29 protein-coding genes are annotated in these 25,849 nt (G+C 67.9%); 17 read left to right on the top strand and 12 right to left on the bottom strand.

Annotated elements, in window-relative coordinates; genetic code table 11:
* Positions 1-76 precede the first annotated feature (76 nt).
* The gene (locus tag FHS97_RS10060; RefSeq protein ID WP_184036676.1) at positions 77-1,372 is read right to left on the bottom strand and encodes an amidohydrolase family protein; all 1,296 of its coding nucleotides are present in this window, start codon (positions 1,370-1,372) and stop codon (positions 77-79) included.
* Positions 1,369-2,787 (bottom strand): amidohydrolase, encoded by a 1,419-nt coding sequence (locus FHS97_RS10055; protein WP_184036674.1) that lies wholly within the window; start codon positions 2,785-2,787, stop codon positions 1,369-1,371. Before FHS97_RS10055 ends, FHS97_RS10060 begins: the two co-directional genes overlap by 4 nt.
* Before the next feature lie 225 nt (positions 2,788-3,012).
* On the opposite strand from FHS97_RS10055, the gene FHS97_RS10050 reads away from it, so the two are divergent.
* The 4 genes from FHS97_RS10050 to FHS97_RS10035 all read left to right on the top strand — a co-directional run bounded on the left by FHS97_RS10050 (position 3,013) and on the right by FHS97_RS10035 (position 6,540).
* The gene (locus FHS97_RS10050; protein WP_184036672.1) at positions 3,013-3,519 is read left to right on the top strand and encodes a Ros/MucR family transcriptional regulator; all 507 of its coding nucleotides are present in this window, start codon (positions 3,013-3,015) and stop codon (positions 3,517-3,519) included.
* 29 nt (positions 3,520-3,548) lie between these two features.
* Positions 3,549-4,406 (top strand): oxygenase MpaB family protein, encoded by an 858-nt coding sequence (locus tag FHS97_RS10045; protein ID WP_246346586.1) that lies wholly within the window; start codon positions 3,549-3,551, stop codon positions 4,404-4,406.
* A 46-nt stretch (positions 4,407-4,452) separates the two neighbouring features.
* On the top strand, positions 4,453-4,884 hold the full coding sequence (locus FHS97_RS10040; RefSeq protein WP_184036669.1) for a CoA-binding protein: 432 nt from the start codon (positions 4,453-4,455) through the stop codon (positions 4,882-4,884).
* Between the two features lie 264 nt (positions 4,885-5,148).
* Positions 5,149-6,540 carry an amino acid permease gene (locus FHS97_RS10035; RefSeq protein WP_184036666.1) on the top strand — a complete coding sequence of 464 codons (1,392 nt, stop codon included), beginning with the start codon at positions 5,149-5,151 and terminating at the stop codon, positions 6,538-6,540.
* Positions 6,541-6,660: 120 nt separating this feature from the next.
* On the opposite strand, the gene FHS97_RS10030 is transcribed toward FHS97_RS10035, so the two are convergent.
* Positions 6,661-6,963, bottom strand: coding sequence for a zinc ribbon domain-containing protein YjdM (locus FHS97_RS10030; protein ID WP_184036663.1), 303 nt, complete (start codon positions 6,961-6,963; stop codon positions 6,661-6,663).
* 67 nt (positions 6,964-7,030) lie between these two features.
* The gene (gene acnA, locus FHS97_RS10025; protein WP_184036660.1) at positions 7,031-9,718 is read right to left on the bottom strand and encodes an aconitate hydratase AcnA; all 2,688 of its coding nucleotides are present in this window, start codon (positions 9,716-9,718) and stop codon (positions 7,031-7,033) included.
* Between the two features lie 236 nt (positions 9,719-9,954).
* Here acnA and FHS97_RS10020 point away from each other — a divergent pair, with 236 nt between their 5' ends.
* Positions 9,955-10,470, top strand: a complete 516-nt coding sequence (locus FHS97_RS10020; RefSeq protein WP_184036657.1) for a hypothetical protein — start codon at positions 9,955-9,957, stop codon at positions 10,468-10,470.
* A gap of 341 nt (positions 10,471-10,811) precedes the next feature.
* On the opposite strand, the gene FHS97_RS17270 is transcribed toward FHS97_RS10020, so the two are convergent.
* The gene (locus FHS97_RS17270; protein WP_343053432.1) at positions 10,812-11,003 is read right to left on the bottom strand and encodes a tRNA-specific adenosine deaminase; all 192 of its coding nucleotides are present in this window, start codon (positions 11,001-11,003) and stop codon (positions 10,812-10,814) included.
* Between the two features lie 166 nt (positions 11,004-11,169).
* Here FHS97_RS17270 and FHS97_RS10010 point away from each other — a divergent pair, with 166 nt between their 5' ends.
* Entirely contained in the window at positions 11,170-11,688 is a 519-nt protein-coding gene (locus FHS97_RS10010) for a hypothetical protein (RefSeq protein WP_184036654.1), read from the top strand.
* Between the two features lie 148 nt (positions 11,689-11,836).
* On the opposite strand, the gene FHS97_RS10005 is transcribed toward FHS97_RS10010, so the two are convergent.
* Both FHS97_RS10005 and FHS97_RS10000 read right to left on the bottom strand, forming a co-directional pair.
* The gene (locus FHS97_RS10005; RefSeq protein WP_184036651.1) at positions 11,837-12,958 is read right to left on the bottom strand and encodes a M14 family metallopeptidase; all 1,122 of its coding nucleotides are present in this window, start codon (positions 12,956-12,958) and stop codon (positions 11,837-11,839) included.
* Positions 12,955-13,557: a DUF4136 domain-containing protein gene (locus tag FHS97_RS10000; RefSeq protein ID WP_184036648.1), complete on the bottom strand. Its 603-nt coding sequence runs from the start codon at positions 13,555-13,557 to the stop codon at positions 12,955-12,957. Before FHS97_RS10000 ends, FHS97_RS10005 begins: the two co-directional genes overlap by 4 nt.
* Before the next feature lie 126 nt (positions 13,558-13,683).
* Between FHS97_RS10000 and ykgO the strand changes: the two genes are divergently transcribed.
* The 3 genes from ykgO to FHS97_RS09985 all read left to right on the top strand — a co-directional run bounded on the left by ykgO (position 13,684) and on the right by FHS97_RS09985 (position 14,865).
* Positions 13,684-13,809, top strand: coding sequence for a type B 50S ribosomal protein L36 (ykgO, locus tag FHS97_RS09995; protein ID WP_003046794.1), 126 nt, complete (start codon positions 13,684-13,686; stop codon positions 13,807-13,809).
* An 8-nt stretch (positions 13,810-13,817) separates the two neighbouring features.
* The gene (locus FHS97_RS09990; RefSeq protein ID WP_184036644.1) at positions 13,818-14,429 is read left to right on the top strand and encodes an HAD-IA family hydrolase; all 612 of its coding nucleotides are present in this window, start codon (positions 13,818-13,820) and stop codon (positions 14,427-14,429) included.
* A 61-nt stretch (positions 14,430-14,490) separates the two neighbouring features.
* Positions 14,491-14,865: a DUF4440 domain-containing protein gene (locus FHS97_RS09985; protein ID WP_184036639.1), complete on the top strand. Its 375-nt coding sequence runs from the start codon at positions 14,491-14,493 to the stop codon at positions 14,863-14,865.
* A 130-nt stretch (positions 14,866-14,995) separates the two neighbouring features.
* Here the strand turns inward: FHS97_RS09985 and FHS97_RS09980 are convergent, their stop codons facing one another.
* Both FHS97_RS09980 and pyk read right to left on the bottom strand, forming a co-directional pair.
* Positions 14,996-15,397 carry a hypothetical protein gene (locus FHS97_RS09980; protein ID WP_184036636.1) on the bottom strand — a complete coding sequence of 134 codons (402 nt, stop codon included), beginning with the start codon at positions 15,395-15,397 and terminating at the stop codon, positions 14,996-14,998.
* 164 nt (positions 15,398-15,561) lie between these two features.
* Complete coding sequence (pyk, locus tag FHS97_RS09975; protein ID WP_184036633.1) at positions 15,562-17,040, bottom strand: pyruvate kinase; 1,479 nt, start codon at positions 17,038-17,040, stop codon at positions 15,562-15,564.
* Between the two features lie 66 nt (positions 17,041-17,106).
* Between pyk and FHS97_RS09970 the strand changes: the two genes are divergently transcribed.
* The 3 genes from FHS97_RS09970 to FHS97_RS09960 all read left to right on the top strand — a co-directional run bounded on the left by FHS97_RS09970 (position 17,107) and on the right by FHS97_RS09960 (position 18,434).
* Positions 17,107-17,397: a DUF1244 domain-containing protein gene (locus tag FHS97_RS09970; RefSeq protein ID WP_184036628.1), complete on the top strand. Its 291-nt coding sequence runs from the start codon at positions 17,107-17,109 to the stop codon at positions 17,395-17,397.
* Between the two features lie 143 nt (positions 17,398-17,540).
* Positions 17,541-17,807 (top strand): DUF2312 domain-containing protein, encoded by a 267-nt coding sequence (locus tag FHS97_RS09965; RefSeq protein WP_184036625.1) that lies wholly within the window; start codon positions 17,541-17,543, stop codon positions 17,805-17,807.
* A gap of 96 nt (positions 17,808-17,903) precedes the next feature.
* Positions 17,904-18,434 (top strand): PilZ domain-containing protein, encoded by a 531-nt coding sequence (locus FHS97_RS09960; RefSeq protein WP_184036622.1) that lies wholly within the window; start codon positions 17,904-17,906, stop codon positions 18,432-18,434.
* Positions 18,435-18,575: 141 nt separating this feature from the next.
* On the opposite strand, the gene FHS97_RS09955 is transcribed toward FHS97_RS09960, so the two are convergent.
* The gene (locus FHS97_RS09955; protein ID WP_184036618.1) at positions 18,576-20,036 is read right to left on the bottom strand and encodes an ATP-binding protein; all 1,461 of its coding nucleotides are present in this window, start codon (positions 20,034-20,036) and stop codon (positions 18,576-18,578) included.
* A 97-nt stretch (positions 20,037-20,133) separates the two neighbouring features.
* On the opposite strand from FHS97_RS09955, the gene FHS97_RS09950 reads away from it, so the two are divergent.
* The 5 genes from FHS97_RS09950 to FHS97_RS09930 all read left to right on the top strand — a co-directional run bounded on the left by FHS97_RS09950 (position 20,134) and on the right by FHS97_RS09930 (position 22,977).
* Entirely contained in the window at positions 20,134-20,676 is a 543-nt protein-coding gene (locus FHS97_RS09950; protein ID WP_184036613.1) for a DUF1003 domain-containing protein, read from the top strand.
* Positions 20,677-20,705: 29 nt separating this feature from the next.
* A complete protein-coding gene (locus FHS97_RS09945; protein ID WP_184036610.1) occupies positions 20,706-21,449 on the top strand; it encodes a YebC/PmpR family DNA-binding transcriptional regulator in 744 nt (247 codons plus the stop codon).
* A 47-nt stretch (positions 21,450-21,496) separates the two neighbouring features.
* Positions 21,497-21,895, top strand: a complete 399-nt coding sequence (locus tag FHS97_RS09940) for an endonuclease domain-containing protein (protein WP_343053422.1) — start codon at positions 21,497-21,499, stop codon at positions 21,893-21,895.
* Positions 21,892-22,404 (top strand): crossover junction endodeoxyribonuclease RuvC, encoded by a 513-nt coding sequence (ruvC, locus tag FHS97_RS09935; RefSeq protein WP_184036607.1) that lies wholly within the window; start codon positions 21,892-21,894, stop codon positions 22,402-22,404. The genes FHS97_RS09940 and ruvC overlap by 4 nt, the downstream gene beginning before the upstream one ends.
* A 93-nt stretch (positions 22,405-22,497) precedes the next feature.
* Positions 22,498-22,977, top strand: coding sequence for a hypothetical protein (locus FHS97_RS09930; RefSeq protein WP_184036604.1), 480 nt, complete (start codon positions 22,498-22,500; stop codon positions 22,975-22,977).
* A gap of 53 nt (positions 22,978-23,030) precedes the next feature.
* On the opposite strand, the gene FHS97_RS09925 is transcribed toward FHS97_RS09930, so the two are convergent.
* Positions 23,031-25,304: an NADP-dependent malic enzyme gene (locus FHS97_RS09925; RefSeq protein ID WP_184036600.1), complete on the bottom strand. Its 2,274-nt coding sequence runs from the start codon at positions 25,302-25,304 to the stop codon at positions 23,031-23,033.
* Positions 25,305-25,347: 43 nt separating this feature from the next.
* Entirely contained in the window at positions 25,348-25,824 is a 477-nt protein-coding gene (locus tag FHS97_RS09920; protein WP_184036596.1) for a methylated-DNA--[protein]-cysteine S-methyltransferase, read from the bottom strand.
* Positions 25,825-25,849: the final 25 nt, after the last annotated feature.

The raw sequence follows: 25,849 nt of genomic DNA, 5'->3' as shown, positions 1-25,849 counted from the left end.
GTCTCGCCTCGATCGACGGACCTGCGTGTCTGGATCCCCGCCTGCGCGGGGATGACGAGGGGAGCAGCGACGTGAGTCAGCGCCGCTCGTAGGCTTTGGGCAACGCACCCTCCGTGGGAGCCAAATACCGATCCCGCAACTCGGTCTGACGCGAGCGCATCGGTTGCGACACTCCGTCGATCCACGTCGCGACCGGCACCGACGACAGCTCCAGCGGATCGCCATCCCAGATCACCACATCGGCGCGGCGCCCGGCGCGCAGCGAGCCGATCTCGCCGCCCATGCCGATCGCCTCGGCCGGACCGCTAGTGATCGACGCGAACGCCTGTCCCCAGTCGAGCCCGGTCGCGCCCGGTATGCGCGCGATCGCGACGAGGTTGCCCGCGAACTGCCGCAGCACATGGTCGCCGCCCGACGCGCCGGTCGAGGCGAGCGCCACCGGCACCCCGGCGGCGCGCAACCGCCCGACGTTCGACTCGGTCGCAGCAAGATTCTCGAACTGCGCGGGCAGGTCGGCGAGCGCCGCTGCGATCACCGGAACCTTGGCGGCGGCGATCTCGCGCGCGACCAGCCAGCCCTCGGTCACGCCGACCAGCACCAGCCGGAGCTTCGGATACTCGCGCGGCAGCGCCAGCACGTTGCGGATATCCGCCGCGCGCTCGACATGCGCCAGCAACGGCACCTGCCCGTCGAGCACGCGCAGCAGCGCTTCGGCGTCGGCGCGCGTCACCAAGGCGTCGCGCGAGCGGCCGTCGAACGCGGCGGGGTTGCGGCGGAAGTCCTGCGCCTGCGCAAAGGCGTCGCGGAGCAAAGCATAGGCCGCCGGGCGGCTGCCGCCCGCCAGCTTGCCGCCGCCTTCGCCCAGCTCGACGAACTGGAACGCGCGCGGCCGCGTCACCGCATCCGGGTCCGCGCCGAGATCGATGATCGCGCCCTGCCCGGCGAAGATCGAGCTTTCGGCGCTCGGCGTCACGATCGCGCGGGTCACGCCGAACAGCCGCTCGTTGGCGATCTTCACCGCCGCGGGATTGACCGCCAGCGACACGTCGATCGCAGCCTTGAACGGCGAGTTGCGCGCGCCGGCGTCATTGCTTTCCTGTACGCCATCGGCATCGACCAGCGACAGGTCGGTCAGCGCCGAGACGACGCCCGCCGACACCCATTTGCCCGCCGCGTCGATCACCTGCGCGCCGGCCGGGACCGCGACGCCGCGCCCGGCGGCGACGATCCGCCCGTTGGCGATCACCACCGTGCCACCCTCGATCGGCGCGGAGCCGTCGCCGATCGCGACCGTGCCGCCGGTGATCGCGACGGTCTGCGCGGCAGCGGGAGTCGCCAGCATCGTGGCGAGGAGGAGCAGCGCGCGCTTCACTTGACGTCTCCCGAGCCGGGCTGGCCGAGTTCGAAGTCGCTCACTGGGCGACGTTTCGGATCATTGGCATCGTAGAGCAAAGCACCATCGACCCAGACCTTTTCCGGTCGCGTGTAGACGCTGAACGGATTGCCATTCCACAGCACCACGTCGGCCATCTTGCCCGGCTTCAGGCTGCCGGTCTGCGCGTCGATGCCAAGCGCCTTGGCCGGCGCGAGCGACAGCCATTTCCACGCCGCCGCATCGCTGATTTGGATCCCCGAATGGCGTGCCGACGACAGCACCTTGGCGACTTCCTGGTTGAGCCGCTGGATGCCGTTTTCGTCGTCGGAATGGATCATCGCGCAGGCGCCGGCATTTTCGAGGATCGCCAGGTTCTCGCCGATCCCGTCATAGCTTTCCATCTTGAAGCCGTACCAGTCGGCCCACACCGCCGCGCAGGTGCCGCTCGACTTGAGCAGATCGGCGATCTTGTACGCCTCGACCGCGTGGTGGAAGGCGGTGACGTGGTAGCCGAACTCCTTGGCCATATCGAGGACGATCGCCATCTCGTCGGCGCGGTAGCAATGGTTCTGGACCATGATCTCGCCCGACAGCACGCCACGCAGCGTGTCCATGCCGATGTCGCGATCGGGGGCGTCGCCGCCCTCGGCCTCGTATTTGTCCCACTTGCGCTTGTAGGCGACCGCCTTCGCCCAGGTCTGGCGATCGACCGCGACGTTGCCCATCCGCGTCGAGGGCTCTCGGTTCTTGCTGCCGTAGACGCGCTTGGGGTTCTCGCCGCACGCCATCTTCAGGCCGTAAGGCGCGCCGGGGAACTTCATCGCCTGCATCGTGCGCGCATAGACGTTCTTGAGCACCACGCTGCGTCCGCCCATCAGGTTGGCTGAACCTGGCAGGATCTGCAGCGTCGTCACCCCGCCGTTCGCCAGCGCGCGGCCGAAGCCGGGGTCCTGCGGCCAGACGCTGTGTTCGGCCCAGACGTCGGCGGTGATCGGCGCGGTCGCCTCGTTGCCGTCCGAATGCGCCTGCACCGACGGGGTCGGATAGTCGCCGAGGTGGCTGTGGATGTCGACGACGCCGGGGGTGACGTATTTGCCCTGTCCGTCGATCACCGTCGCGCCGGCCGGCGCGTCGAGCGTCTGCCCGACCGCAACCACCTTGCCATCGGCGAACAGCACCGCGCCGCCATCGATCCGCCCGCCCTCGCCGTCGAAGACGGTGACGTTGCGGACCAGCGTCGGCGTGCCAGGATAGCCGTGGTAGGTCGAAGGATAGGGGTTGCGGGCGTAACGAACCGGCGGCGCCTTCTTCGCGGTCGTTGCGGGCTTATCCTTGGCGGTGGCGCAGGCCGAGAGCGGCAGCGCCAGCAACGCGGCCGACAGCAACACGCGCCGCGTGCGGATCGAATTCATGGCGAGGCCCCTTTTTATTCATTCTTGATTGTCCCGATCATGGACGCGGTCTTGCGCTGCGGTCAAGCGACACCGGCGTGATACGTGTTGCAAAGCGCAAGCCCCCGAAGGTTCCCGGCCGATATTTGATGATGCAAATAGATACATGTTGATTTCATTTGGGTGACGCGTTGACCTGTCGCTAAACGCTGTCTAGGGCGAGCCATGTAAATAAGGGAGCCCCCCATGTCCGAAGATACCATGACCGCCAACGCGGTTGAGCTTGCCACCGAACTGACCATCGCGTGGCTCGCCAATCCCAACACCCGCGCCTCGGGTGAGGATGTGCCGGCATTTCTGCGCACGATGCATGACGCGGTGACGAACCTATCGTCCTCGACTGCGCCGTCGGCGCCGGAAGAGCCCGCCGCCGAATATACGCCTGCGGTGTCGGTGCGGAAGTCGCTTGCGTCGAAGGATCATCTGATCTCGCTGATCGACGGCAAGCCTTACAAGACGCTGCGTCGCCATCTGGCCGGTCATGGTCTTACCCCGGACGACTATCGTCAGCGTTATGGCCTGAAGCCCGACTATCCGATGGTCGCCGAAAGCTATTCGGAAGCGCGTCGCGACATGGCCAAGAAGATCGGCCTCGGCCGCAAGCCCGGCGCGCGTCGTGGCGAAGCTGCTCCGGCCGCCGAGCCGGCGACCGGCGGGCGTGGTCGCCGCAAGGCTGCGCAGGCGGAGGGCTGATCCCTCGCAGCGCATGGGGCGGGACGCCGATGTCGATCGTCGATCCGATGATCGCACCGGCGGTCGACCGTGCCCGTGCGTCGCTCGCGCAGGCCCTGCGCGAGATGGTGGGCAGTGGCGAGCTGGACCTCGCCCGCCCGCCCGGCGACCCCGGACTGATCGCCGACACCTCGCCCGCATGGCGGGTGCACGGCGACTTCTCCGCGATGATGATCGGCGGTATATCCGCCTTGCTGCTCCAGATGTTGTATCCCGGTGCCTTGGCGGGGGTGTGGGATCATAGCGACTTCCGGCGCGACCGGCTCGGGCGGCTGCGTCGCACCGCACAGTTCATCGCCGTCACCACGTACGGGCCGACCGCGCTGGCGGAGCGCACGATCGCGCATGTCCGCGCGATTCACGACCGCATCCACGGCCATTTGCCCGACGGAACGCCATATGACGCGAACGACTCCGCGCTGCTGACCTGGGTGCATGTTGCCGAGACCGACAGCTTTCTGCGCGGCTATCTGCGTTATCGCGATGCGGCGCTGACGCCCGAAGATCAGGACCGCTACGTCGCCGATGTCGCGATCGTCGCCGAGCGGCTCGGCGCGCGTGACGTGCCGCGCTCGCGCGCCGATATCACCGCTTATTACCGCGCCGTCCGCGCGCATCTGCGCAGCGATCACCGCGTGCGCGAGGTCGCCGACGCGCTGCTCGCCCCCGGCCCGGATCGCGCGCAGGCCGCGGGGCTGGCGGTGGCGGGCGCGGCGGCGCTCGATCTGCTCCCCGACTGGGCGGCAGCGCTGCATGACCGCCGCGCGCCGCCGCTTGCGCGTCCTGCGATCCGCGCGGGCGCGGACGGGATGAGCCGCGTGCTGCGCTGGGCGTTGCGCGCGCCCTGAACCGTTCGGCAGCATGGCTCGTTCTGTCGGCGAAGGAGCCCGGACCATGCCGCTGACCACCGATGCCGAGATCAGGACGCTGCTCGAAGAGGTGCGCACGATCGCGCTGGTTGGCGCGTCGGACCGTCCGACGCGTCCCTCCAACGGCGTGATGGCGGCGCTGCAGGCGCATGGCTGTCGCGTGATCCCGGTCAATCCGCAGATCACGGGCGCGCATGTGCATGGCGAATTCGTGTTTCGCGATCTCGACCAGCTCGGCGATCCGATCGACATGGTCGATATCTTCCGCCGCTCCTCGGAGGCCGGCGCGGTGATCGATCAGGCGATTGCGATCGGAGCGAAGGCGGTGTGGCTGCAACTCGGCGTGATCGACGAGGCCGCCGCCGCGCGCGCCGAGGCGGCGGGGCTGAAGGTCGTCATGGATCGCTGTCCGGCAATCGAAATCCCGCGTCTGGGGGTCGAGCCGGTGACGGGCTAGAGTTAGATCCACTCACGTCGAAGCGGCGCGGTGCCACCGCATCCAGCTCTGCTGGATCAAACTCCATGGACTTTGCGTCCTCCTCGCGCAGCGAAATTTCGGACGAGCGGGTATTTGCTGGAGTCGCGCGCCTTCGGTTTTCTGGATTTCCCGCGTCGCGGGCGGGCGAACATGGTGGATGGTCGGCCACGGCGTCCTTTACACACCCTCCCCAACATTGGTCGCAACTGTTACATCTCCTTCAACACCAGATGAGGGGAGTGCATGTCCAGTCTGTTCCGGCGCAAGCCGATTGCGATCGACCATGGCGACGGTCCGGTCCTCGCCCGTACGCTGTCGTGGCCGCATCTCGTCGCGCTGGGCGTGGGCGCGATCGTCGGGACCGGGATCCTGACGCTGATCGGCGTTGGCGCGGATCGTGCCGGGCCGGCGGTGATGCTGAGCTTCGCGATCGCCGGCGCGATCTGTGCCTGCGCCGCGCTCGCTTATGCCGAGATGTCGACGATGATCCCCGCGTCGGGCAGCGCCTATACGTACAGCTATGTCGTGCTCGGCGAGGTGATTGCCTGGGTGATCGGCTGGTCACTGATCCTCGAATATTCGCTCGTCGTCTCGACGGTGGCGGTCGGCTGGTCGGGCTATGCCTCGGCGCTGCTGACGCCGCTCGGCTTTCCGGTCGCGCTGACCAACGGGCCGGAGCTGGGCGGGATCGTCAACATGCCGGCGGTGTTCATCATCGCGGTCGTCGCCGGGTTGCTGTGCTTCGGCACCAAGGAGAGCGCGACGCTCAACGCGGTGCTGGTGGCGGTGAAGCTGGTCGCGCTGACCGTGTTCGTGATCGTCGCGCTGCCGCATTTCGACCCCGCCAACCTCCACCCGTTCATGCCGCACGGCTTCACCGCCTCGGTCGATCCGGACGGCAAGGAGCGCGGGGTGATGGCCGCGGCGGCGATCATCTTCTTCGCTTTCTATGGCTTCGACGCGATCTCGACCGCGGCGGAGGAAACCAAGAACCCCGGCCGCGACCTGTCGATCGGGATCATCGGCTCGATGTTCGGGTGCATCATCATCTATGTCGGCGTCGCGGTCGCGGCGGTCGGCGCACTCAGCTACACGCGGTTCGCGGGATCGCCCGAGCCGCTGGCGCTGATCCTGCGCGACATCGGGCGACCGGGGTTCGCGACCTTCCTCGCCGCCAGCGCGGTGATCGCGCTGCCGACGGTGCTGCTCGGCTTTCTCTTTGGACAAAGCCGGATTTTCTTCGTGATGGCGCGTGACGGGCTGCTGCCCGCGGGACTGGCGAAGGTGTCGCGGCGCGGCGCGCCGGTGCGGATCACGCTGATGACCGCCGCGCTGGTCGCGGTGATCGCGGGGGTGATGCCGATCGACGCGATCGCCGCGCTCGCCAATGCCGGCACGCTGGCGGCGTTCGTCGCGGTGTGCGTGTGCATGATGGTGATGCGCCGTCGCGCGCCGGATGCCGAGCGCACGTTCCGCGCCCCGCTGGCGCCGGTGGTCGGGACGCTGGGCGTGCTGGGGTGCGCGTACCTGTTCTTCAGCCTGCCGACAAAGACGCAGGGATATTTCCTGCTGTGGAACGTCGTCGGGCTCGGGCTCTACTTCGTCTACGGGCGCAACCGCGCGGCGGTGGCCTGACCTCGCCAAACCTGTCATTCCCGCGGAGGCGGCAATCCAGAACCTCTGACCTCGCGCTTTTACCGAGGAACCTGTGCGTCTGGATTCCCGCCTGCGCGGGGATGACGGGCAGGAGCGACCTCAGCGCTTCTTCACGAACTCCGCGCGCAGAACCAGGCCCTTGATCCCGTCGAAGCGGCAATCGATTTCCTGCGGGTCGCCGGTCAGGCGGATCGACTTGATCGCGGTGCCGCGCTTGAGCGTCTGGCTGGTGCCCTTGACCTTCAGATCCTTGATGAGCGTCACCGCATCGCCGTCCGCCAGCAGGTTGCCGACCGCATCGCGGACCTCGACGCCATCCGCCGGCGCCGTGGCGCTGACTTCACCGGCCGGCACCCATTCGCCGGTCGCTTCGTCGTAGACGTATTCCTCGCTCAACTTCATCACCCCCAAAAGCAGAAAGGGAGGACCAGCGGCCCTCCCTTCCCGAAATCACCCTGATCGTCGTCGCTTACGCAGCGAGGTTCCGCAGCACGTACTGCAGGATGCCGCCGTTCAGGAAGTATTCCAGCTCGTTGACCGTATCGATCCGGCAACGGGTCTGGAACTGCTCGGTCGACCCATCCTGGCGCTTCAGCGTGACGGTCACGTCCTGACGCGGACGCAGGTCGGCGACGTGGTGGATCGTGAAGGTCTCGTCGCCGGTCAGCTTGAGCGTCTCGCGGGTCACGCCGTCGGCGAACTGGAGCGGGAGGACGCCCATGCCGACGAGGTTCGAGCGGTGGATGCGCTCGAAGCTCTCGGTGATAACCGCCCGCACGCCCAACAGGTTAGTGCCCTTCGCCGCCCAGTCGCGCGACGAGCCGGTGCCATATTCCTTGCCGGCGATGATGACGAGCGGGGTGCCGTCGGCCTTGTGACGCATCGCGGCGTCGTAGATCGGCATCACCTGACCCTCGTAGCGGCTCATGCCGCCCTCAACCCCCGGCACCATCTCGTTTTTGATACGGATGTTGGCGAAGGTGCCGCGCATCATGACCTCGTGATGGCCACGGCGCGCGCCATAGCTGTTGAAGTCGGCGCGGCTGACCTGATGCTCCTGCAACCACGACCCCGCCGGGCTGTCGGCCTTGATGCTGCCGGCCGGCGAAATGTGGTCGGTGGTGATCGAATCGCCGAGGATCGCCAAGGGCTTGGCCTCGATGATGTCGGTCACTGGCGCCGGGGTCATGCCCATGCCCTCGAAATAGGGCGGGTTGGCGACATAGGTCGAGCCGGCGCGCCACGCATAGGTGTCCGAACCGGTCACGTCGATCGCCTGCCACTTGCTGTCGCCGGCATAGACGTTGCCGTAGCGGGCGCGGAACATACCGTCGTCGATGTTGGCGGCCATGAGGTCGGAGACCTCCTGGTTGGTCGGCCAGATGTCGCGCAAGTACACATCCGCGCCGTCCGTGCCCTGACCGATCGGCGTCTCGTTCATGTCGGTCGTCACGGTGCCCTTCAGCGCGAACGCGACGACCAGCGGCGGCGAGGCGAGGAAGTTCGCGCGCACGTCGGGCGACACGCGACCCTCGAAGTTGCGGTTGCCCGACAGCACCGAGGCGGCGACGAGATCGTTCTCGTTGATCGCCTTGCTGATCGGCGCGGCGAGCGGCCCCGAATTGCCGATGCAGGTGGTGCAGCCATAGCCGACGAGGTTGAAGCCGATCGCGTCGAGATCCGCGGACAGCCCGGCCTTGTCGAGATAGTCGGTGACGACTTGGCTACCCGGCGCGAGCGAGGTCTTCACCCACGGCTTCGGCTTGAGCCCGAGCGCATTCGCCTTGCGCGCGACCAGACCGGCGGCGACCAGCACCGACGGGTTCGAGGTGTTGGTGCAGCTGGTGATCGCGGCGATCACGACGTCGCCGTCGCCGATGTCATGCCCGCGCTCGTCGACCGCGACGCGCGCCGGCTTTTCCTTGTGGTACAGCTTGAACAGGTCGCCGTTGAACACCTCGTCGACGGTGTCGAGGCTGACCTTGTCCTGCGGGCGCTTCGGGCCGGCGAGCGACGGCACGACACTGCCCATGTTCAGCTCCAGCGTGTCGGTGAACACGGGATCGGGCGCGTCGGCGTAGCGCCACATGCCCTGCGCCTTGGCATAGGCCTCGGTCAGCGCGACGACCTCGTCGGGGCGGCCGGTAAGGCGCATGTAATCGAGCGTCTTGTCGTCGACCGGGAAGAAGCCGCAGGTCGCGCCGTATTCGGGCGCCATGTTGGCGATCGTCGCGCGATCGGCGAGCGTCATCTGGTCGAGACCCGGGCCGTAGAATTCGACGAAGCGGCCGACCACGCCCTTGGCGCGCAGCATCTGCGTGACGGTGAGCACGAGATCGGTGGCGGTGATGCCTTCACGCAGCGCGCCGGTCAGCTTGAAGCCGACGACCTCGGGGATCAGCATCGAGACCGGCTGGCCGAGCATCGCCGCCTCGGCCTCGATCCCGCCGACGCCCCAGCCGAGCACGCCGAGACCGTTGATCATCGTCGTGTGGCTGTCGGTGCCGACCAAGGTATCCGGATAGGCGATCGTCGCGCCACGCTTGGCGTGATCGCCGGTCTCTTCGGACGACCAGACCGCATGGCCGATATATTCGAGGTTCACCTGGTGGCAGATGCCGGTGCCCGGCGGCACGACCTTGAAATTGTCGAGCGCCTTGCTGCCCCACTTCAGGAACTCGTAGCGCTCCGCATTGCGGGCATATTCGAGATCGACGTTATCCTCGAACGCCTTGGGCGTGCCGAATTCGTCGACCATCACCGAGTGATCGATGACGAGATGGACGGGGACCTGCGGATTGATCTTCGCCGCGTCGCCGCCGAGCTTGGTGATCGCGTCGCGCATCGCGGCGAGATCGACCACGCACGGCACGCCGGTGAAGTCCTGCATCAGCACGCGCGCGGGGCGATACTGGATCTCGCGGTCCGAACGACGCTCCTGCTGCCAGTCGACGATCGCCTTCACGTCGGCCTCGGTGACGGTCACGCCGTCCTCGAAGCGGAGCATGTTTTCGAGCAGCACCTTCATCGAGAAGGGCAGGCGGCTGATGTCGCCGAACTTTTCCTCGGCGGTCTTCAGCGAGAAATAGTCGTAGGACTGGCCCCCGGCCTGCAGCGTCTGGCGGGCGTTGAGCGTATCCTGGCCGATGGCCGTCATGGGCAAAGTCCTTTCTTCAAGGGCCGTCGTCCGCCCCGGCGCGCAGCGGGCACCGAAAGCGGCGACGGGAGCGAAACTCTCGGTCGCCGCGGGCGATAGCAGCGGTGCCGCATGTGCGAAAGGGGGGCGCGTGAGCGAGCGGGTAAGCGAGGGGGGCCTGGACGCGCGTGCGGCTGAACCACGCGAGCGCCGGACGGTTGGGACGCGAGTCGCAGCGGAGAAGGAGGGACGAGGCGATGCCGCGCAAGCTGAAGGTCTTTCGCACGCCCGCCGGCTTCCACGACGCCTATGTCGCGGCGCCGAGTCGCAAGGCTGCGCTGGCGGCTTGGGGCGCCAGCGCCGATCTGTTCGCGCGCGGCGCGGCAGAGGAGGTCACCGATCCGGCGCTGATGGAAGCGCCACTTGCCGCGCCGGGGCAGGTGGTGAAGAGGTCGCGTGGGAGTGCGGCGGAGCAGCTTGCCGCCGCACCCGCGCCGCGCCGGGCCGGCAAGCCCGCGCCGCGCAGGAAGAAGGCCGCTGCGCCCGTGCCGCGGCCGAGCCGCACGGCGCTGGACGCGGCGGAGGCGGCGCTCGACGCGGCTGCCGCGGCGGCGGCGGCGGAACGCAAGGAGCTGGCGAAACGTCGCGCCGCGCTGGAGCGCGAGGAAAAGACCGCCGAACAGCGTTGGCGCACCGAGCAGCGCACGCTGGAGGAGGCACGCGACCATGCGCGCGCGCTTTACGACACGGCGCTGGCCAAGTGGCGGGAGTGAGGGGCTGCTCGCGCTGGTGGCGCGTGCGAGAAGGCACCGGCCGTCCTGTCGTGCGGCGCCTAAGTATAACCTCCGCGCACGTCCGCCACGAATCCGCGTGCGGCGCCGCGCACCCGGAACGGCTCCGCCGTCGCTTTGAGAAACCGGCGGAAGAGCGCGCGTGCTTCCAGTTGCCGGACGCCGGCGACGACTGCCACCGGTCGCGCGCGGTGGCGGGGCGGGGACGGCACCAGATCGGCCGCCGCACAGCCGCCATCGGCATCGGGCATCGCATAGACGAGGCGGCTGACCGGCAAGTGTCGCAAGGTGCCCCAGCACATGACACAGGGTTCGAGGGTCGTTTAGAGGGTGAAGACATGCCGAATGGCGATCATCTCGGCATGGTCCAGATGATTTGACCCCATCGATTTGCGCCCACGCCCGATGATCGTCGCGGAAAACGTCAGGATCGCGCCGACCGGGAAGATGCCGTCGGCGAGCGCCGGACGCGCCTCGTGCAGCGCTTCGTCCATCATGGCACGATCATGCTCGATGCCGGCCGATCAACATGACCCCGCACCAATGTCGTTATCGATCCGAAACATCTTCGATGGCGGGGCTCCTTACTACGTCTGGCTGACGGGTGAGGATGTGGGACGAGGGCTGTCCTACACGCATGCCGCTGCGCTATTTGCTCTGTCGGCAGCGTGGGGAAGCGGGATGAGCGACGGCGGTGAGGCAGCGTTCCGGCATCGGCATGACGGATGGACGCCGCTGCGGCAGACGGTCTTTCTGCGCGCGCTGCGCGAGACGGGGTGCGTGCGCTCGGCCTGTGACCGGGTCGGGCTGAGTTCGACCTCCGCCTATCGCGTCAAGCGGCGTATTCCTGCGTTCGGCGCGGCGTGGGATGCGGCGCTCGCGTACCGATTGCCGGCGTTGGAGCGCGCCGCCTATGAACGCGCGGTCGAGGGCTGGCTGGAGCCGATCGTCTACAAGGGCGAGGTGGTGGCGCACCGGCGGCGCTATTCGGACGCGATGCTGCGGCTGTTGTTGCAGCGCGAGGACGCGCGCCCGGTTCCGGACGTGGCGAAGGGGAGTGGTGGACGGCTGGTGACCTCGGCGCGGGCGCGGGCCGAGGCGGAATTGCTCCAGCGGCTGGCCGCGATGGCGAAGCGGCAGCGGGCGCGTGGCGAGAGCGCGGCGGGGGCGTCGGGGCAGGAAGCGTCCGCAGAGCGATGAGCGGCGGGCGGCGACCTTCGTCGCCTGTCCGTTTCCTTCCGTAGCGCGAAGCAGCGAGGCCCCGGATCAAGTCCGGGGCGACGAACAAGCCGATGTCTGGCGCGAACCGTCCGCGACGCTGCAGCGACGGGCGGCGGGTCGATTCGGCCTACAGCGTCGCGATCATCTCGGTCAGCACCTCGAGGCAGGCGACGCCCAGCGCGCGCGACCGTTCGGCGCTCCATCCGAATGCCGGGTCGGGGTTGGCGTCATGGTCCTTGAACGGCATCTCCAGCGTCACCGACACCGCGCCGAACCGCTCGGCGAGCTGGTTGGTCGACATCGAAAGATTTGCGGTGCCGGGCGCGGCTTTCTCATAGCCGAGCTGGGTCTGGAAGTCGGGGGTGTGCGCCGCCAGCCGCCGGCCGAACTCGGTAAAGCGGTCGCCGCGCGCGCTGTTCCACGACGGGATGCCCTCGAACCCGGCGATGAAATTGGCGGCGATCGCCTCGTCGCCGTGGACGTCGATCGCGAAGGTGACGCCGGTCGCGTCCATTTCGCGCAGCACGCACAGCACTTCGGGGCTGCGCTCGGCGGTGGGCGCATGCCATTCTCGGTTGAGGTTCACCCCCGCCGCATTGGTGCGCAGATGGCCGCGGCGCGTGCCGTCGGGGTTCATGTTGGGCACGACATGGACGGTCGCCTCGCGGAGCAGCGGCGCGGCGGCGGGGCTGGTCAGCCAGTCGAGCGCGCCCTCCATCCAATATTCGGTCATCGATTCGCCGGGATGCTGACGCGCGTAGAGCCACACCTGCTTTTCGCCGGTGCCGAGGCGGAAATAGTCGATCGCCTGCCCGTCGAGCGTCTCGCCGAGCTGGCGATGCGTGACGCCCGCGCGCGCCGCGATCCGTGCGACCAGTCGCGCGTGCATCTCCATCGTATAGGGCGCAAAATAGGCGAACCACGCCAGATCGGCTTGCCCGGTCCAGTCGAAGCCGAGCACGCCGCCGTCGTAGCGTGTGTCGATCATCCGCCACTGGTCGAGGTCGGTCGAGGCGCGCGTCTTGTAGCCCGGCCAGCCGAACGGATAGGCCGAGTCGCCGGCATTGAGGATGCGGAAGGCGACGCGCTTGCCGCGCAGCCCGGCGGCGCGGAAATAGAACCACTGGAAGAAGTCGGACTGGTGATCGCGGACGATCTCCAGATCGCAGCGCCAGTCGTTGCCTTCGCCCTCTACCGCGACGAGCCTGATGTTGCCGCCGTCGAAGGCGGCGTTGATGTCCAGTGTCATTTTACCTCGACCGTCCGTCCCGAGTCACCGGGGAAATTCTTGAAGAGCGCGCCGGCGAGCCGTCCCGCCACCGAGGCGGCGTCGGCGTCGGGGGCGCTGGTGTCGGTCAGCGATTGTGCCTGCCCCTCCCAGATCGCGTCGGCGCCGTGGCGAATGCGCACCGCCAGTTCGGTGACGAGCCCGAGCCGGCCGCCCGAATCGCCGCCTACGGGGAAGCTCACGCCGCCACCCAGCCCGCTGCCGCCGCGCCAGCCGCCCGAATAGCCGCCGCCGCCGATCCCGATCTGGATCGGCGAGCGCTTCGGCGGCAGCCCGCGTTCGGCGCGGGTGAAGCCGACCGTGGCGATGAAGTCGGGCTTGCTGCCCGGTGCCGCGCTGGTGAAGCCGTTGCGGAGCAGCTCGGCCTCGACCGCGGCGGCATAGGTCTTGTATTCAAGGCTGGCGGACGAGGGACCAGGCAGCGGCTCGACCGCGATCGTCCCGCGTTCCGCCACCGCATCGTAATGGAAGCGCGTCGCCTGAACCGGAAAACGCTGCGGCCCGGTGGTGCAGGCCGCCAGCGGCGCCAGCGAAAGAGCCAGAAGAATCGCGCGACGCATGACACACCCTCGATAAGATCGTTGCGACATAGCAACGCACACTTCGGGTGCAAGCTCCCGCTCGGTTGACTTTCGGGCCTGCGCTCTCTAGGCGGCGCGCTTCCCAGTTTTCGAAGAAGCGCAGCCATGAAGATCCGCAACAGCCTGAAGTCGCTCAAGGACCGTCATCGCGACAATCGCGTGATCCGCCGTCGCGGCCGGACCTATGTCATCAACAAGACGAATCGCCGGTTCAAGGCCCGCCAGGGCTGATTTCCGGCGTGAAACCGACGTCGGTCATCTTCGACGTCGGGCACGTCCTGTACGACTGGAACCCTAGGGTTCTGTACGAGCGCCTGTTCGATGACGAACGGGCGCTCGACGTGTTCCTGAACGAGGTCGCCACGCGCGAGTGGCATTTCCAGCACGACGCCGGTCGCCCGTTTGCGGAGACCAGCGCGGAGCTTGGCGCGCGTTTTCCGGACCATGCCGCGATGATCGCGCATTGGGGCCCGCGTTTCGGCGAGCAGATCCCGGGACCGATCCCCGGGATGATCGCGATCGTCGAGGAACTGGACGCCGCGGGGGTGCCGCTGTTCGCGATCACCAATTTCAGCCACGAATTCTTTCCGCCGTTCCGCGCGCGCGAGGCGGCGGTGTTCGATCGCTTTCGCGACATCGTCGTGTCGGGCGAGGAACGGCTGGTGAAGCCCGATGCGGCGATCTACCGGCTCGCGCTCGATCGCTTCGGGCTGGCCGCCGGCGAGTCGTTCTTCATCGACGACAATGCCGCCAACGTCGCCGGCGCGCGGGCGCTGGGCATCCACGCGCATCTGTTCACCGACGCCGCGACGCTGCGCCCCGCGCTGGTCGCGGCCGGCCTGCTGCGCTGACGCACGGGGAACGTTCGGGCGTACCGCGGCTTTCTGGCTCCGACAGCAGTCGGAGAGAATCATGGAAGACGATCGCGTTTGGGCGTTCGAGGAAAGCCTGTGGACCGGCGACGCGGCGCATTACCGCGAGTCGATCGACGAATCGGCGCTGATGGTCGTACCGCAGCCGCCCTATGTTCTCGAAAGCCAGGCCGCGGTCGATGCGGTGTCGCAGACCCCGCGCTGGGAACGCGTCACGATCAGCGACGGCCGGATCGTGCGCCCGCAGGAAGGGCTGATCGTGATTGCCTATGGCATCGAGGCGACCAAGGGCGACGAGCGCTATGTCGCGCATTGCACCTCGACCTACCGTCGGCTGGAGCATGAGGTCTGGAAGGTCGTCCAGCACCAGCAGACTCCGCCGCTGACCGCCGAGATGCGCGCGGACGGCGGGTGATGGTTCATCGTGACGGGAGCGGCATTTGTCGCTCCCGGTCGTGATCGCTCCGGACCCGATCGGGTGCCTCGCGTCTTGCCCGCACCAGGGATGACAGAAGAGGGCGGACGATCCCTGGCCGTCGGTCGGCCTAGACGGTGGCGTGCGGGGTCAGCGCCGGAACGGGAACGAGGAAGCGGGTGTCGCTACCGTACAATTGCTCTTCCAGCTCGGCGATATAATCTTCAAGCGTCCGCAGCGATGCCGGATCGGACATCATGCCCTGCGCGCGACGTGCTGCCGCAAGGTCATGTCGCAATCTCTTGTTCCGCACCACGCGCTTCATCGCCGTCGTCGCTCCTAATACCCCCGGAGCGGCGCAGATGGCGGATGGTCGGGCGTCCCGCTTGTACAAAAGCGCCATCGCAGGCGTCGTTAGTTGCAATTGCGCGGCATTTGCGACGAGCGGCGGATGGGCGGGACGAGCCGTGACGATGACTCGCGGCAAAGGGCTTCGGCCGGGGTCCGTCAGCGCTCGGAAGGTGCGCGCCATCGCCGCCGCATGGAAACCGGAGGCTGATCCAGCGATGCTGGATCAGCGGTGGCACCGGCCCGCTCTCCCCCCCGCCCTCCCACTCAGCACATGTTCCGGGAGGCGGCGTGGGGAGCAGGCCGGGTGCCAATCAAAGCCGCGCGCAGCGGCGGCGGCGCGGCGGATCAGTTCGCGGCCGGCGCGCGATAGTCCTTCAGCTCGTCACCGACGATCTGCACGACGTGCAGCACGTTGGTCGAGCCGGGGGTGCGGAACGGCACGCCCGCCATCACGATCACGCGGTCGCCGGCCTTGGCGATCCCCTGGCGCAGCGCGATGCGCTTTGCCTTGGCGACCATTTCCTCGAACGATTCGACGTCGCGGGTGTTGACGTTGTGCGTGCCCCACAACAGCCCGAGCCGCCGCGCGGTGTCGGTGCTGGGTGTCAGCACGAGGATCGGCACCGACGGGCGCTCGCGCGCGATGCGGCGCGCGGTCGACCCCGACATGGTGAAGCAGATGATCGCCGAGGCCGAGACGGTGTCGGCGATGTTCTTCGCCGCCTCGGCGAGCGCGTCGGCGGTGGTCGGATCGGGGCGGGTCACGGTGAAGTGGATGCGGTCGCCGTGCATCGGGTCGCGCTCCACCGCGTCGCCGATCGCGTTCATCATCGCGACCGACTCGACCGGCCACTGGCCCGCGGCGCTTTCCGCCGAGAGCATGATCGCATCGGCGCCATCGTAGATCGCGGTCGCGACGTCGGAGACTTCGGCGCGGGTCGGCGACGGGCTCTGGATCATCGACTCGAGCATCTGCGTCGCGACGACCACCGGACGGCCCATGCGGCGCGCGGTCTCGACGATCCGCTTCTGGAGCGGCGGCACCGACTGCGGCGGCAGTTCGACGCCGAGATCGCCGCGCGCGACCATCACGCCGTCGCACGCCTCGACGATTTCCTCGAGCCGCTCGATCGCGGCAGGCTTCTCGATCTTGGCGAGCAATGCCGCCTTGCCGCCGATCAGCTTGCGTGCCTCCCACAGATCCTCGGGGCGTTGCACGAACGACAGCGCGATCCAGTCGACCCCCTGATCGATCGCGAAGGCGAGGTCGGAGCGGTCTTTCTCGGTCAGCGCCGCCATCGGGATTACGACATCGGGGACGTTGAGCCCCTTGTTGTCCGAAAGCGGGCCGCCGACCTCGACGGTGGTGACGATGCGGTCGGCATCATGATCGGTGACGCGCAGCACCAGCTTGCCGTCGTCGAGCAACAGGCGTGCGCCCGGTTCGATCGCGGCGAAAATTTCCTTGTGCGGCAAGCGCACGCGCGACGCATTGCCCGGCGCCGGATCATGGTCGAGCACGAAGGTGCTGCCGTGTTCGAGCGTGACGCGGCCGCCGTCGAACTTGCCGACGCGCAGCTTCGGCCCCTGAAGATCGGCAAGGATCGTCGTCGGGCGCTTGAAGCGCTCCTCCATCGAGCGGATCGCCTGGATGACCGCGATCTTCGATTGCTGGTCGCCGTGGCTCATGTTGACGCGGAACGCATCCGCGCCCGCCTGGAAAAGGGTGGTGATCATCTCCAGCGTGTTGCTGGCCGGGCCGAGCGTCGCGAGCACGCGAACCTTGCGCGAACGCGGAGCGATTTGATTCGGGTTCAGGGTCATGCGCCTTCCTGCTTTGCCGGCACGGCCTTAGCGAGTAACGCCGCAGGATCAAATGACGGAGACAACATGGATCGGCTCGATACGCTCGACGATGCCGTAGCGGCGGCGGCTTTCCGGCGGCTGGTCAGGCATTTGCGCCACCGCACCGACGCGCAGAACGTCGATCTGATGGGGCTGGCGGGATTTTGCCGCAACTGCCTGTCCGACTGGGTTGGCGAGGCCGGCGGGCTCGACCGGGAAACTGCGCGGGAGGCGATCTACGGCATGCCCTATGCCCAGTGGAAGGCGCAGCATCAGGGCGAGGCGACCCCCGAGCAGCTCGCGCGGATGGCGGAGAGCGTCAAGAAGAACGCCTGAGCCGGTTCGCGCGCGCCCTTGAGCATCGGCGCGTGCGGGCGTAGACGCGCCGCCGCACCCAATCAGGGTATCCACCACGCCGTCCCCGCCCGCGCGATTCGCGCCGGCGTTGCGGGCGGCGTCGTTTTTTCTGGGGAAGTATGATGGCGGAAGAGCGTGGCGAAGGCATGGGCGGCGGTTCGGTGGCAGCCGACGAACTGCGGCTGCTGATCGAGCGGGCCGAGCGGCTGGAGGAAGAGAAGAAGGGCATCGCCGACGACATCAAGGACGTGATGGCCGAGGCGAAGAGCCGCGGCTACGATGCCAAGGCGATCCGCAAGATCCTGCAGATCCGCAAGAAGAAGCGCGAAGAATATCAGGAGGAGCAGTCGATCCTCGAAGTCTATATGCAGGCGCTCGGCATGATCTAGATCATTGACGGCGGTCATTGCGGCAGCCGTTAAGATTATCTTCGTTTCCCGCACCGTATACATTTGTGCGATCGACGGTGTGGGGGAATACGACCGGTGCTAGCTGCTCTACAGACCGGCTTCCGGCCACGGGAGGAGCGGGTCACCGTGCTCATCCCGTCGCGGATGCGGCTGGAGTCGCGCTGGCTGGACGTCGTGATCCACAATGTCTCGTCGCGCGGGCTGATGGCGGGATGCGATCAGCCGCCGGCGGTCGGCAGCTATGTCGAGATCCGGCGCGGGACGATCGTCATCGTCGGGCGCGTGCAATGGAACAAGGGGCGGTTCTTCGGGATGCGCTCGCAGGACCGGTTGTCGGTCAAGGCGCTGGTCGACGAACCGCGCCTCGCCAGCCGCCCGGTGCGCGCAAATGCGACCCCCGAGCACGACCGTCGCGCCGAACGCCGGCTCGCGCACGAGGCGCAGATGGCGCGCAAGGTGGAACGGTCGCGGAGCTTCGCGTCGCTGTTCCAGTTCCTCGTGCTGGTGGCGGTCGGGGTGACGATGGCCGGCATCGCCGCGCATACGGTCTATACGATGCTGTCCGCACCGGCCGCGCAGATCGAGGACGCGCTGAAGGTGAAGTGAGGGCGATTTTCGCGTGACGAAGGTCGGCGACTAAATGACCGCTTGCCTTCTGTTCGCATAACGGATCGAGAGATGCCACTCCCGTCGGCCCGGACTTGATCCGGGGCGACGGCGGATCGGCAGGGCAACAGGGACGGGGCGCTACGCCGCCTCGGCCGGTGCGGTCGTCCATCCCAGATGCGGAATCGTGATCGAGCGCTTGCCGCCCATGTCGGTGCGCGTCACGAACAGGTCGCGGCCCTCGATATAGCCGATCAGCCGCTTCACCCGCCCGATCGAGCTGGTGCCGTAGGTGTTTGCGATCGCGATGTCCGACGGGCAGGGCGCGCCGTCGCGCGCCGCCTTGGCGACGAGCAGGAACGCGCCGAGCATGTCGTCGGGCAGTCCGCCGGCCAGCGCGAGCACGCTCGCCCATTCCTCCGCGTGCGGATCGAAGATGCCGGCGCGCGCGCACGACAGGCGGCGGCTGAACGCGGCAAGGTCGAGCGCGGGCCTGGCGATCCCCGCCATCCGGCAGCGCACCTGAAAATCCTGAAACAGCACCGCCGCGGGACGGCCGCTGCTTTCGTCGTCGGTGACGATCGCGCGCAGCACCTCGGCATAGACCGCCTCGACCTCTTCCTCGTTGCGGTCGGGCAGCGATGGCGCGGGGGTGGTCTGCGCGGGGGCTTCGATGTCCGACAGCAATTCGTCGGCGGGGACGCGGCGCGGCCGCGGGTCGAAGGTCATCGGCAGCGTCGGCGCGGCGTCGGGGGTGACGTCGAGCAGCGATTGCAGGTCGACCGAATCGGCCTGCGGCAGCGGGACCAGCTTGGGGCTGCCGCTGCGCGCCTGCGTCTCGACCGTGCCGATCCGCACCGTGATCGGCCGCCGCGACACCGCCGGCCCCAGCGCCATGAAGGTGCCGCGCGCCAGATCGCGGATCGACTCGGCCTGTCGCCGCTCCATCCCGAGCAGATCGGCGGCGCGCGCCATGTCGATGTCGAGGAAGGTGCGCCCCATCAGGAAGTTGCTCGCCTCGGCGGCGACGTTCTTGGCGAGCTTCGCCAGCCGCTGCGTCGCGATCACGCCGGCGAGGCCGCGCTTGCGCCCGCGGCACATCAGGTTGGTCATCGCCGACAGCGAGGCGCGGCGCACCTCCTCGGCGACTTCGCCCCCGGTGGTCGGCGCGAACAATTGCGCCTCGTCGACCACCACCAGCGCGGGATACCAATGTTCGCGCGGCGCATCGAACAGCGCATTGAGGAAGCCGGCGGCGCAGCGCATCTGCCCCTCCGCCTCCAGCCCCTCGAGGCTCAGCACGACGCTGGCGCGGTGCTCGCGCAGCCGCGCGGCGATTCGCGCCAGCTCGCGCTCGGCATAATCCGCGCCCTCGATCACGACATGGCCGTAGCGTTCGGAGAGCGTGACGAAATCGCCCTCGGGGTCGATCACCACCTGTTGCACCTGCCCGGCGCTGCGTTCGAGCAGCCGGCGCAGCAGGTGCGACTTGCCGGACCCGGAATTGCCCTGGACGAGCAATCGGGTGGCGAGCAGTTCTTCGAGGTCCATGGTCACGGGCGCGCCGCGCTCGTCGCTGCCCATGTCTACGCTGACGGTCATGATCGCGCCCCGTTTGGCCGATCATGCCCCGGTTGGGCAAGCGCTTTGCGTGCCCGCCGCACGCGGCTACGGGGACGCGTCACGAAGGGGAACATTGATGGCGCACCGTCCACCGATCGCCGATCTCGCGCTGCGCATCATCGGCAAGCCGCGCCATTCGCTGGATGCCGAGGAGCGCCGGGTCCTCGACAGCATGGACGCGGGAACGTTGGTCAGCCGCGACGCCGCCGACGAGGCCGATCTGCGCGCCAGCTTCGGTGATCGCCTCGCCGACCGGGTCGCGGCGGTCGGCGGGTCGTGGGGGTTCATCATCGCGTTCACGGTGGTGCTGGTCGGCTGGATGCTGCTCAACACCGACGTGCTCCGATATTTCGGGATGCAGTTCGACCCCTATCCCTACATCTTCCTCAACCTGATGCTGTCGACGCTCGCCGCGGTGCAGGCGCCCGTCATCATGATGAGCCAGAACCGGCAGGCGGCGAAGGACCGGCTCGCCGCCGGGCTGGATTACGAGACCAATTTGCGCGCCGAGCTGGAGATCCTGCGGCTCCACGAAAAGATCGACGGGCTGGTGATCGAGCGGCTGGCGGCGCTGGAGGCGAAGATAGACGGGTTGGCGAATGGGGCTCCGCGCGCGTAAAGGCACGGGATTATCCGTCAGAGGCGACCATGGCAGGCCATTCCAAGTTCAAGAACATCATGCACCGCAAGGGCGCGCAGGATAAGAAGCGCTCCGGCATGTTCTCCAAGCTCAGCCGCGAAATCACCGTCGCGGCGAAGATGGGGCTGCCCGATCCCGACATGAACCCGCGGCTGCGCGCCGCGATCAACGCCGCCAAGGCGCAGTCGATGCCCAAGGACAATATCCAGCGCGCCATCGACAAGGCGAGCAAGGGCGACACCGAGAATTACGAGGAAATCCGTTACGAGGGCTTCGGTCCCGGCGGCGTGAGCCTGATCATCGAGGCGCTGTCCGACAACCGCAACCGCACCGCGACCAACGTGCGCACCGCGGTGTCGAAGAACGGCGGCAATCTGGGCGCGAGCGGTTCGGTGAGCCATGGCTTCGACCGGATGGGGCTCATCAACTATCCCGCGAGCGCGGGCGACGCCGAGAAGGTGTTCGAGGCGGCGCTGGAGGCCGGGGCCGAGGACGTCACCTCGTCCGAGGAAGGGCACGAGATCTGGACCGAGCAGGGCTCGCTTCACGAGGTCGCCAAGGCGCTGGAGCCGGTGCTCGGCGAGGCCGAGGGCGCGAAGCTGGCGTGGCGGCCGCAGACGATGGTCGAGGTGACCGAGGCGGATGCGGCGACGCTGTTCAAGCTGATCGACGCGCTGGACGACGACGACGACGTGCAGACGGTGTGGGGCAATTACGAGGTGTCCGACGAGGTGATGGCGAAGCTGGGGTGACCTAAAAGCCCCTCCCCTTCAGGGGAGGGGTTGGGGTGGGGGACGTAGTGACGGAAGCGGAGTTGCTGGTTCGGGCCGCCGAGATGCGCCGCAATCCCACTGAGTGGGAGAAGCGTTTGTGGCGCGAACTGTCGGGCACCAAGCTCGGCCACAAGTTCCGACGCCAGCACGTCATTGCGCCGTACATCGCTGACTTCTTCTGCCCGGCGAAGGGACTGATCGTGGAGGTTGATGGCGATACCCACGATCCGGCAGCGGACTCCGCGCGTGACCGCTTTATCGCCAGCAAAGGCTTTCACACCTTGCGCTTCTCCAACCAGGACGTTCGCGAGAACATGGACGGCGTCCTCCTCACGATCGTAGCCGCCCTGCAAGCCCGTCCCGACCGCTGGTCCGGCGTTCCCCACCCCAACCCCTCCCCTAAAGGGGAGGGGCTTAGGCGATGATCATCCTCGGTCTCGATCCGGGGCTCGGCACGACCGGCTGGGGGGTGATCCGCGCCGAGGGGAACCGGCTGAGCCATGTCGGCAACGGGCAGATCCGCACCGACCCGTCGATGCCGCTGCCGCGCCGGCTCGCGAACCTCTATTCGGCGCTGATCGACGTGATCCGCGCCGAGCGGCCCGATGAGGCGGCGGTCGAGGAAGTGCTCGGCAACACCAATGCGCAATCGACGCTCAAGCTGGGGCAGGCGCGCGGGGTGGTGCTGCTCGCCGCGAGCGGCGCGGGGCTGACGATCGGGGAATATCATCCCTCGACGGTCAAGAAGGCGGTGGTCGGCACGGGCGGCGCGGAGAAGCGGCAGATCCAGGCGATGATGGCGGTGCTGCTGCCCGGCGCGAAGCTGGCCGGGCCGGATGCCGCCGACGCGCTGGCGGTCGCGATCTGTCACGCGCATCATGTCGCGAGCGCGCAGGGCATGATGCGGCGGGCGCGGGCGGGTGCGCGCGCGTAGCGCCGCCGCTCCGTCATTCCCGCCTGCGCGGGAATGACGCGCTCGTTGAACGTGGGCGTTGACCCGAACTCAGTTTGTGCTGAGATGCCGATTATGACCATCCAAACCGTGACCGTCTCGGTCACAATTTTGCTCTCGGTAGCGACGCTGGTGACGGCGCAGCAGCTCCCACCGCCGGCGAATGGGGGAAGCGCGATGGCCGAGGTGCGGGCGAGCCATGTTGCCGCAAATGCACCGTTGGACGCCGAATTCGGCAAGTTGCTCGAGCGCGATGTCCGAGCCTATCTGGCGGCGCAGGGGCTGCCGTCGCGCGTTGTCGAGATTGATCTGCTTCGGAAAGGCGCAACCCAGAGCGGGGTGTCGCTGCCGAAATATTATCTCTGGGTGCGCGCGTCGGATGGCGCACGGCAGCGCGTCGAGGGAGCGATGCGTGTGGCCGCCATGGAACGGCGCAGCTTCGAGATCACCCATTTCACGCCCGCCGCTGCCATACGGGCGGACCCTGCACTGCTCGCTGCGATTTACCCGGCGCTGCTCATTCCGGCGATCCGACAACATGCCGGAACGCCTTAGGCCCATGCCGCCAAATGGGGGGGGCAACATCAATCCGCTGCCCCCCCATTACCCTACCGCGCAATCCCCCCGGCGGCGAGCACCGCCAGCGTCACCAGATCGCCGGCGGTCGAGGTCATCGGCGCGATCTGGACCGGCTTTTCCATGCCGACCAGCATCGGTCCGATCATGTCGTCGCCGCCCAGCTCGCGCAGCAGCTTCGCCGAAATGTTCGCCGATTGCAGCCCCGGCATCACCAGCACATTCGCCGGTCCCGACAGGCGCGCGAACGGGAAGTTCTTGAGCTGGCGCGGGTTGAGCGCGACGTCCGGGGCCATTTCGCCCTCGTACTCGAAGCTCACCTTGCGGTCGTCGAGCACCTTTACCGCGCCGCGGATGTTGTCGAGCCACTGGCCGTTCGGGTTGCCGAAGGTCGAATAGCTGAGGAACGCGACGCGCGGTTCCTGCCCGAGCCGGCGCGCGACCGCGGCGGTCTGCTCGGCGATGTCGGCGAGTTCCTCGGCGGTCGGGCGCTCGTTGACCGTCGTGTCGGCGATGAAGACGGTGTGCGACTGGCCGACCAGCACGTGGATGCCGAAGGCGGTGCGGCCGGGCGCGGGATCGATCACGCGCTTGATCTCGCGCATCGACTGCGCGAACGGGCGCGTCACGCCGGTGATCATCGCATCCGCCTCGCCAAGCTGGAGCAGCACCGAGCCGAAGATGTTACGATCCTGGTTGATCATCCGCTCGACCTCGCGGCGCAGGAAGCCGCGGCGTTGCAGGCGCGCGTAGAGGAAGTCGACCATCTTCGGCACCAGCGGCGAAACGCGGCTGTTGTGCAGCTCGTACTCTTCCGGATTGGCGATGCCGAGCGCGCGCAGCCGGTCGTAGACGTCCTCGCGCCCGACCAGCACCGGCGTGCCGTAGCCGCCTTCCTTGAAGGCGATCGCCGCGCGCAGCACGACTTCCTCCTCGCCCTCCGCGAACAGCACGCGCTTGGGGTTCGCCTTCGCGCCCTCATAAGCGAGGCTGAGCACCGAGGTGGTCGGGTTGAGCCGCGCACGCAGCGCCGCGGCATAGGCGGCCATGTCGAGGATCGGCTTGGTCGCGACGCCCGAGTCCATCGCCGCCTTGGCGACCGCGGCGGGGACGATCTCCATCAACCGCGGATCGAACGGCGACGGGATGATATATTCGGGACCGAAGCTGTGCTGGACGCCGTAAGCGATCGCGACTTCCTCGGGCACGCGTTGCCGCGCCAGTTCGGCGATCGCATTGGCGGCGGCGATCTTCATCGCGTCGTTGATGCCGGTGGCGCGCACGTCGAGCGCGCCGCGGAAGATGAACGGGAAGCAGATCACGTTGTTGACCTGGTTCGGGTAATCCGAGCGCCCGGTCGCGACGATCGCGTCGGGGCGCGCCGCCTTGGCGAGTTCGGGGCGGATCTCCGGCTCCGGGTTGGCCATCGCGAAGATGATCGGCGCGGGGGCCATGTCGACCACCATTTCCGGCTTGAGCGCGCCCGCCGCCGACAGGCCGAGGAACACGTCCGCGCCGCGCAGCGCCTCGGTCAGCGTGCGGCGATCGGTGTTGGCGGCATGCGCCGACTGCCACTGGTTCACGTCGTCGCGACCCTGATAGATCACGCCGGTCCGGTCGCAGATCAGCACGTTGTCGTGGCGCACGCCCATCGCCTTGATGAGTTCGGTGCAGGCGATCGCCGCGGCGCCCGCGCCGTTGACGACGACCTTGATCTCGGACAGCTGGCGCCCGGTCAGCAGACAGGCGTTGATGACGCCAGCGGCGCAGATGATCGCAGTGCCGTGCTGGTCGTCATGGAAGACCGGGATGTTCATCCGCTCGCGCAGCGTCTGCTCGATGATGAAGCACTCGGGAGCCTTGATGTCCTCGAGGTTGATCCCGCCGAAGGTCGGCTCCATCAGCTCGACCGCGTCGATGATCCGGTCGACGTCCTCGCTCTTCAGCTCGATATCGATCGAATCGACATCGGCGAAGCGCTTGAACAGCACCGCCTTGCCTTCCATCACCGGCTTGGAGGCCAGCGCGCCGAGATTGCCCATGCCGAGGATCGCGGTGCCGTTCGAGATCACCGCGACCAGATTGCCCTTGGCGGTATAGTCATAGGCGGTCGAGGGATCGTCGGCGATCGCCTGCACCGGGATCGCGACACCGGGCGAATAGGCGAGCGCGAGGTCGCGCTGCGACGCCATCGGCTTCGACGGCACGATCTCGATCTTGCCGGGGCGTCCCTCCGAGTGAAACAATAATGCTTCGCGCTCGAACTGGACGTTGCGCTCGTCGGCCTGGGTGCGATCGTCGGTCATGACGACAGCCCTTACGGAATGCGCGCGGCGATGGGAATATCTCCTAGCGTTGCTCGTGCGCGAGCAGATGTTGCTTTGCGGCCAGCCCGCCCGCGAAGCCGGTCAGCGCGCCCGATCGACCGATCACGCGGTGGCACGGGGTGACGATCGAGATCGGATTGCGCCCGTTCGCCGCGCCGACCGCGCGGGTGGCGGTGGGGCGGCCGATCGCGCGGGCGATATCGGCGTAGCTGCGCGTCTCGCCATAAGGGATGGCGTCGAGCGCGCGCCAGACGTCGCGCTGGAACGCGGTGCCCCGCGGGCTGAGCGGGAGGTCGAAGGTGGTGCGCGTGCCGGCGAAATAGTCGGCGAGCTGCGTCGCGGCGGCGGCGAGCACCGGATGGTCGGGATTGTCGGCGGTTGCCTCCAGCGGCACGCGTCCCGTTCTGTCGTCGGGCCACAGGATCGCGACGAGCGCGGTCTCGTCGGCGACCAGCGTCAGGGCGCCGACGGGAGAGGCGAGGGTGGTGCGGTGGAGCATGGCTGTGGTTGTACCGGCTTCCGCC

Origin of the sequence: Sphingomonas endophytica, from assembly GCF_014199415.1 — a bacterium.
In the GTDB taxonomy this organism is placed as follows: domain Bacteria; phylum Pseudomonadota; class Alphaproteobacteria; order Sphingomonadales; family Sphingomonadaceae; genus Sphingomonas; species Sphingomonas endophytica.
This window is presented reverse-complemented; position numbering and strand designations above follow the sequence as displayed.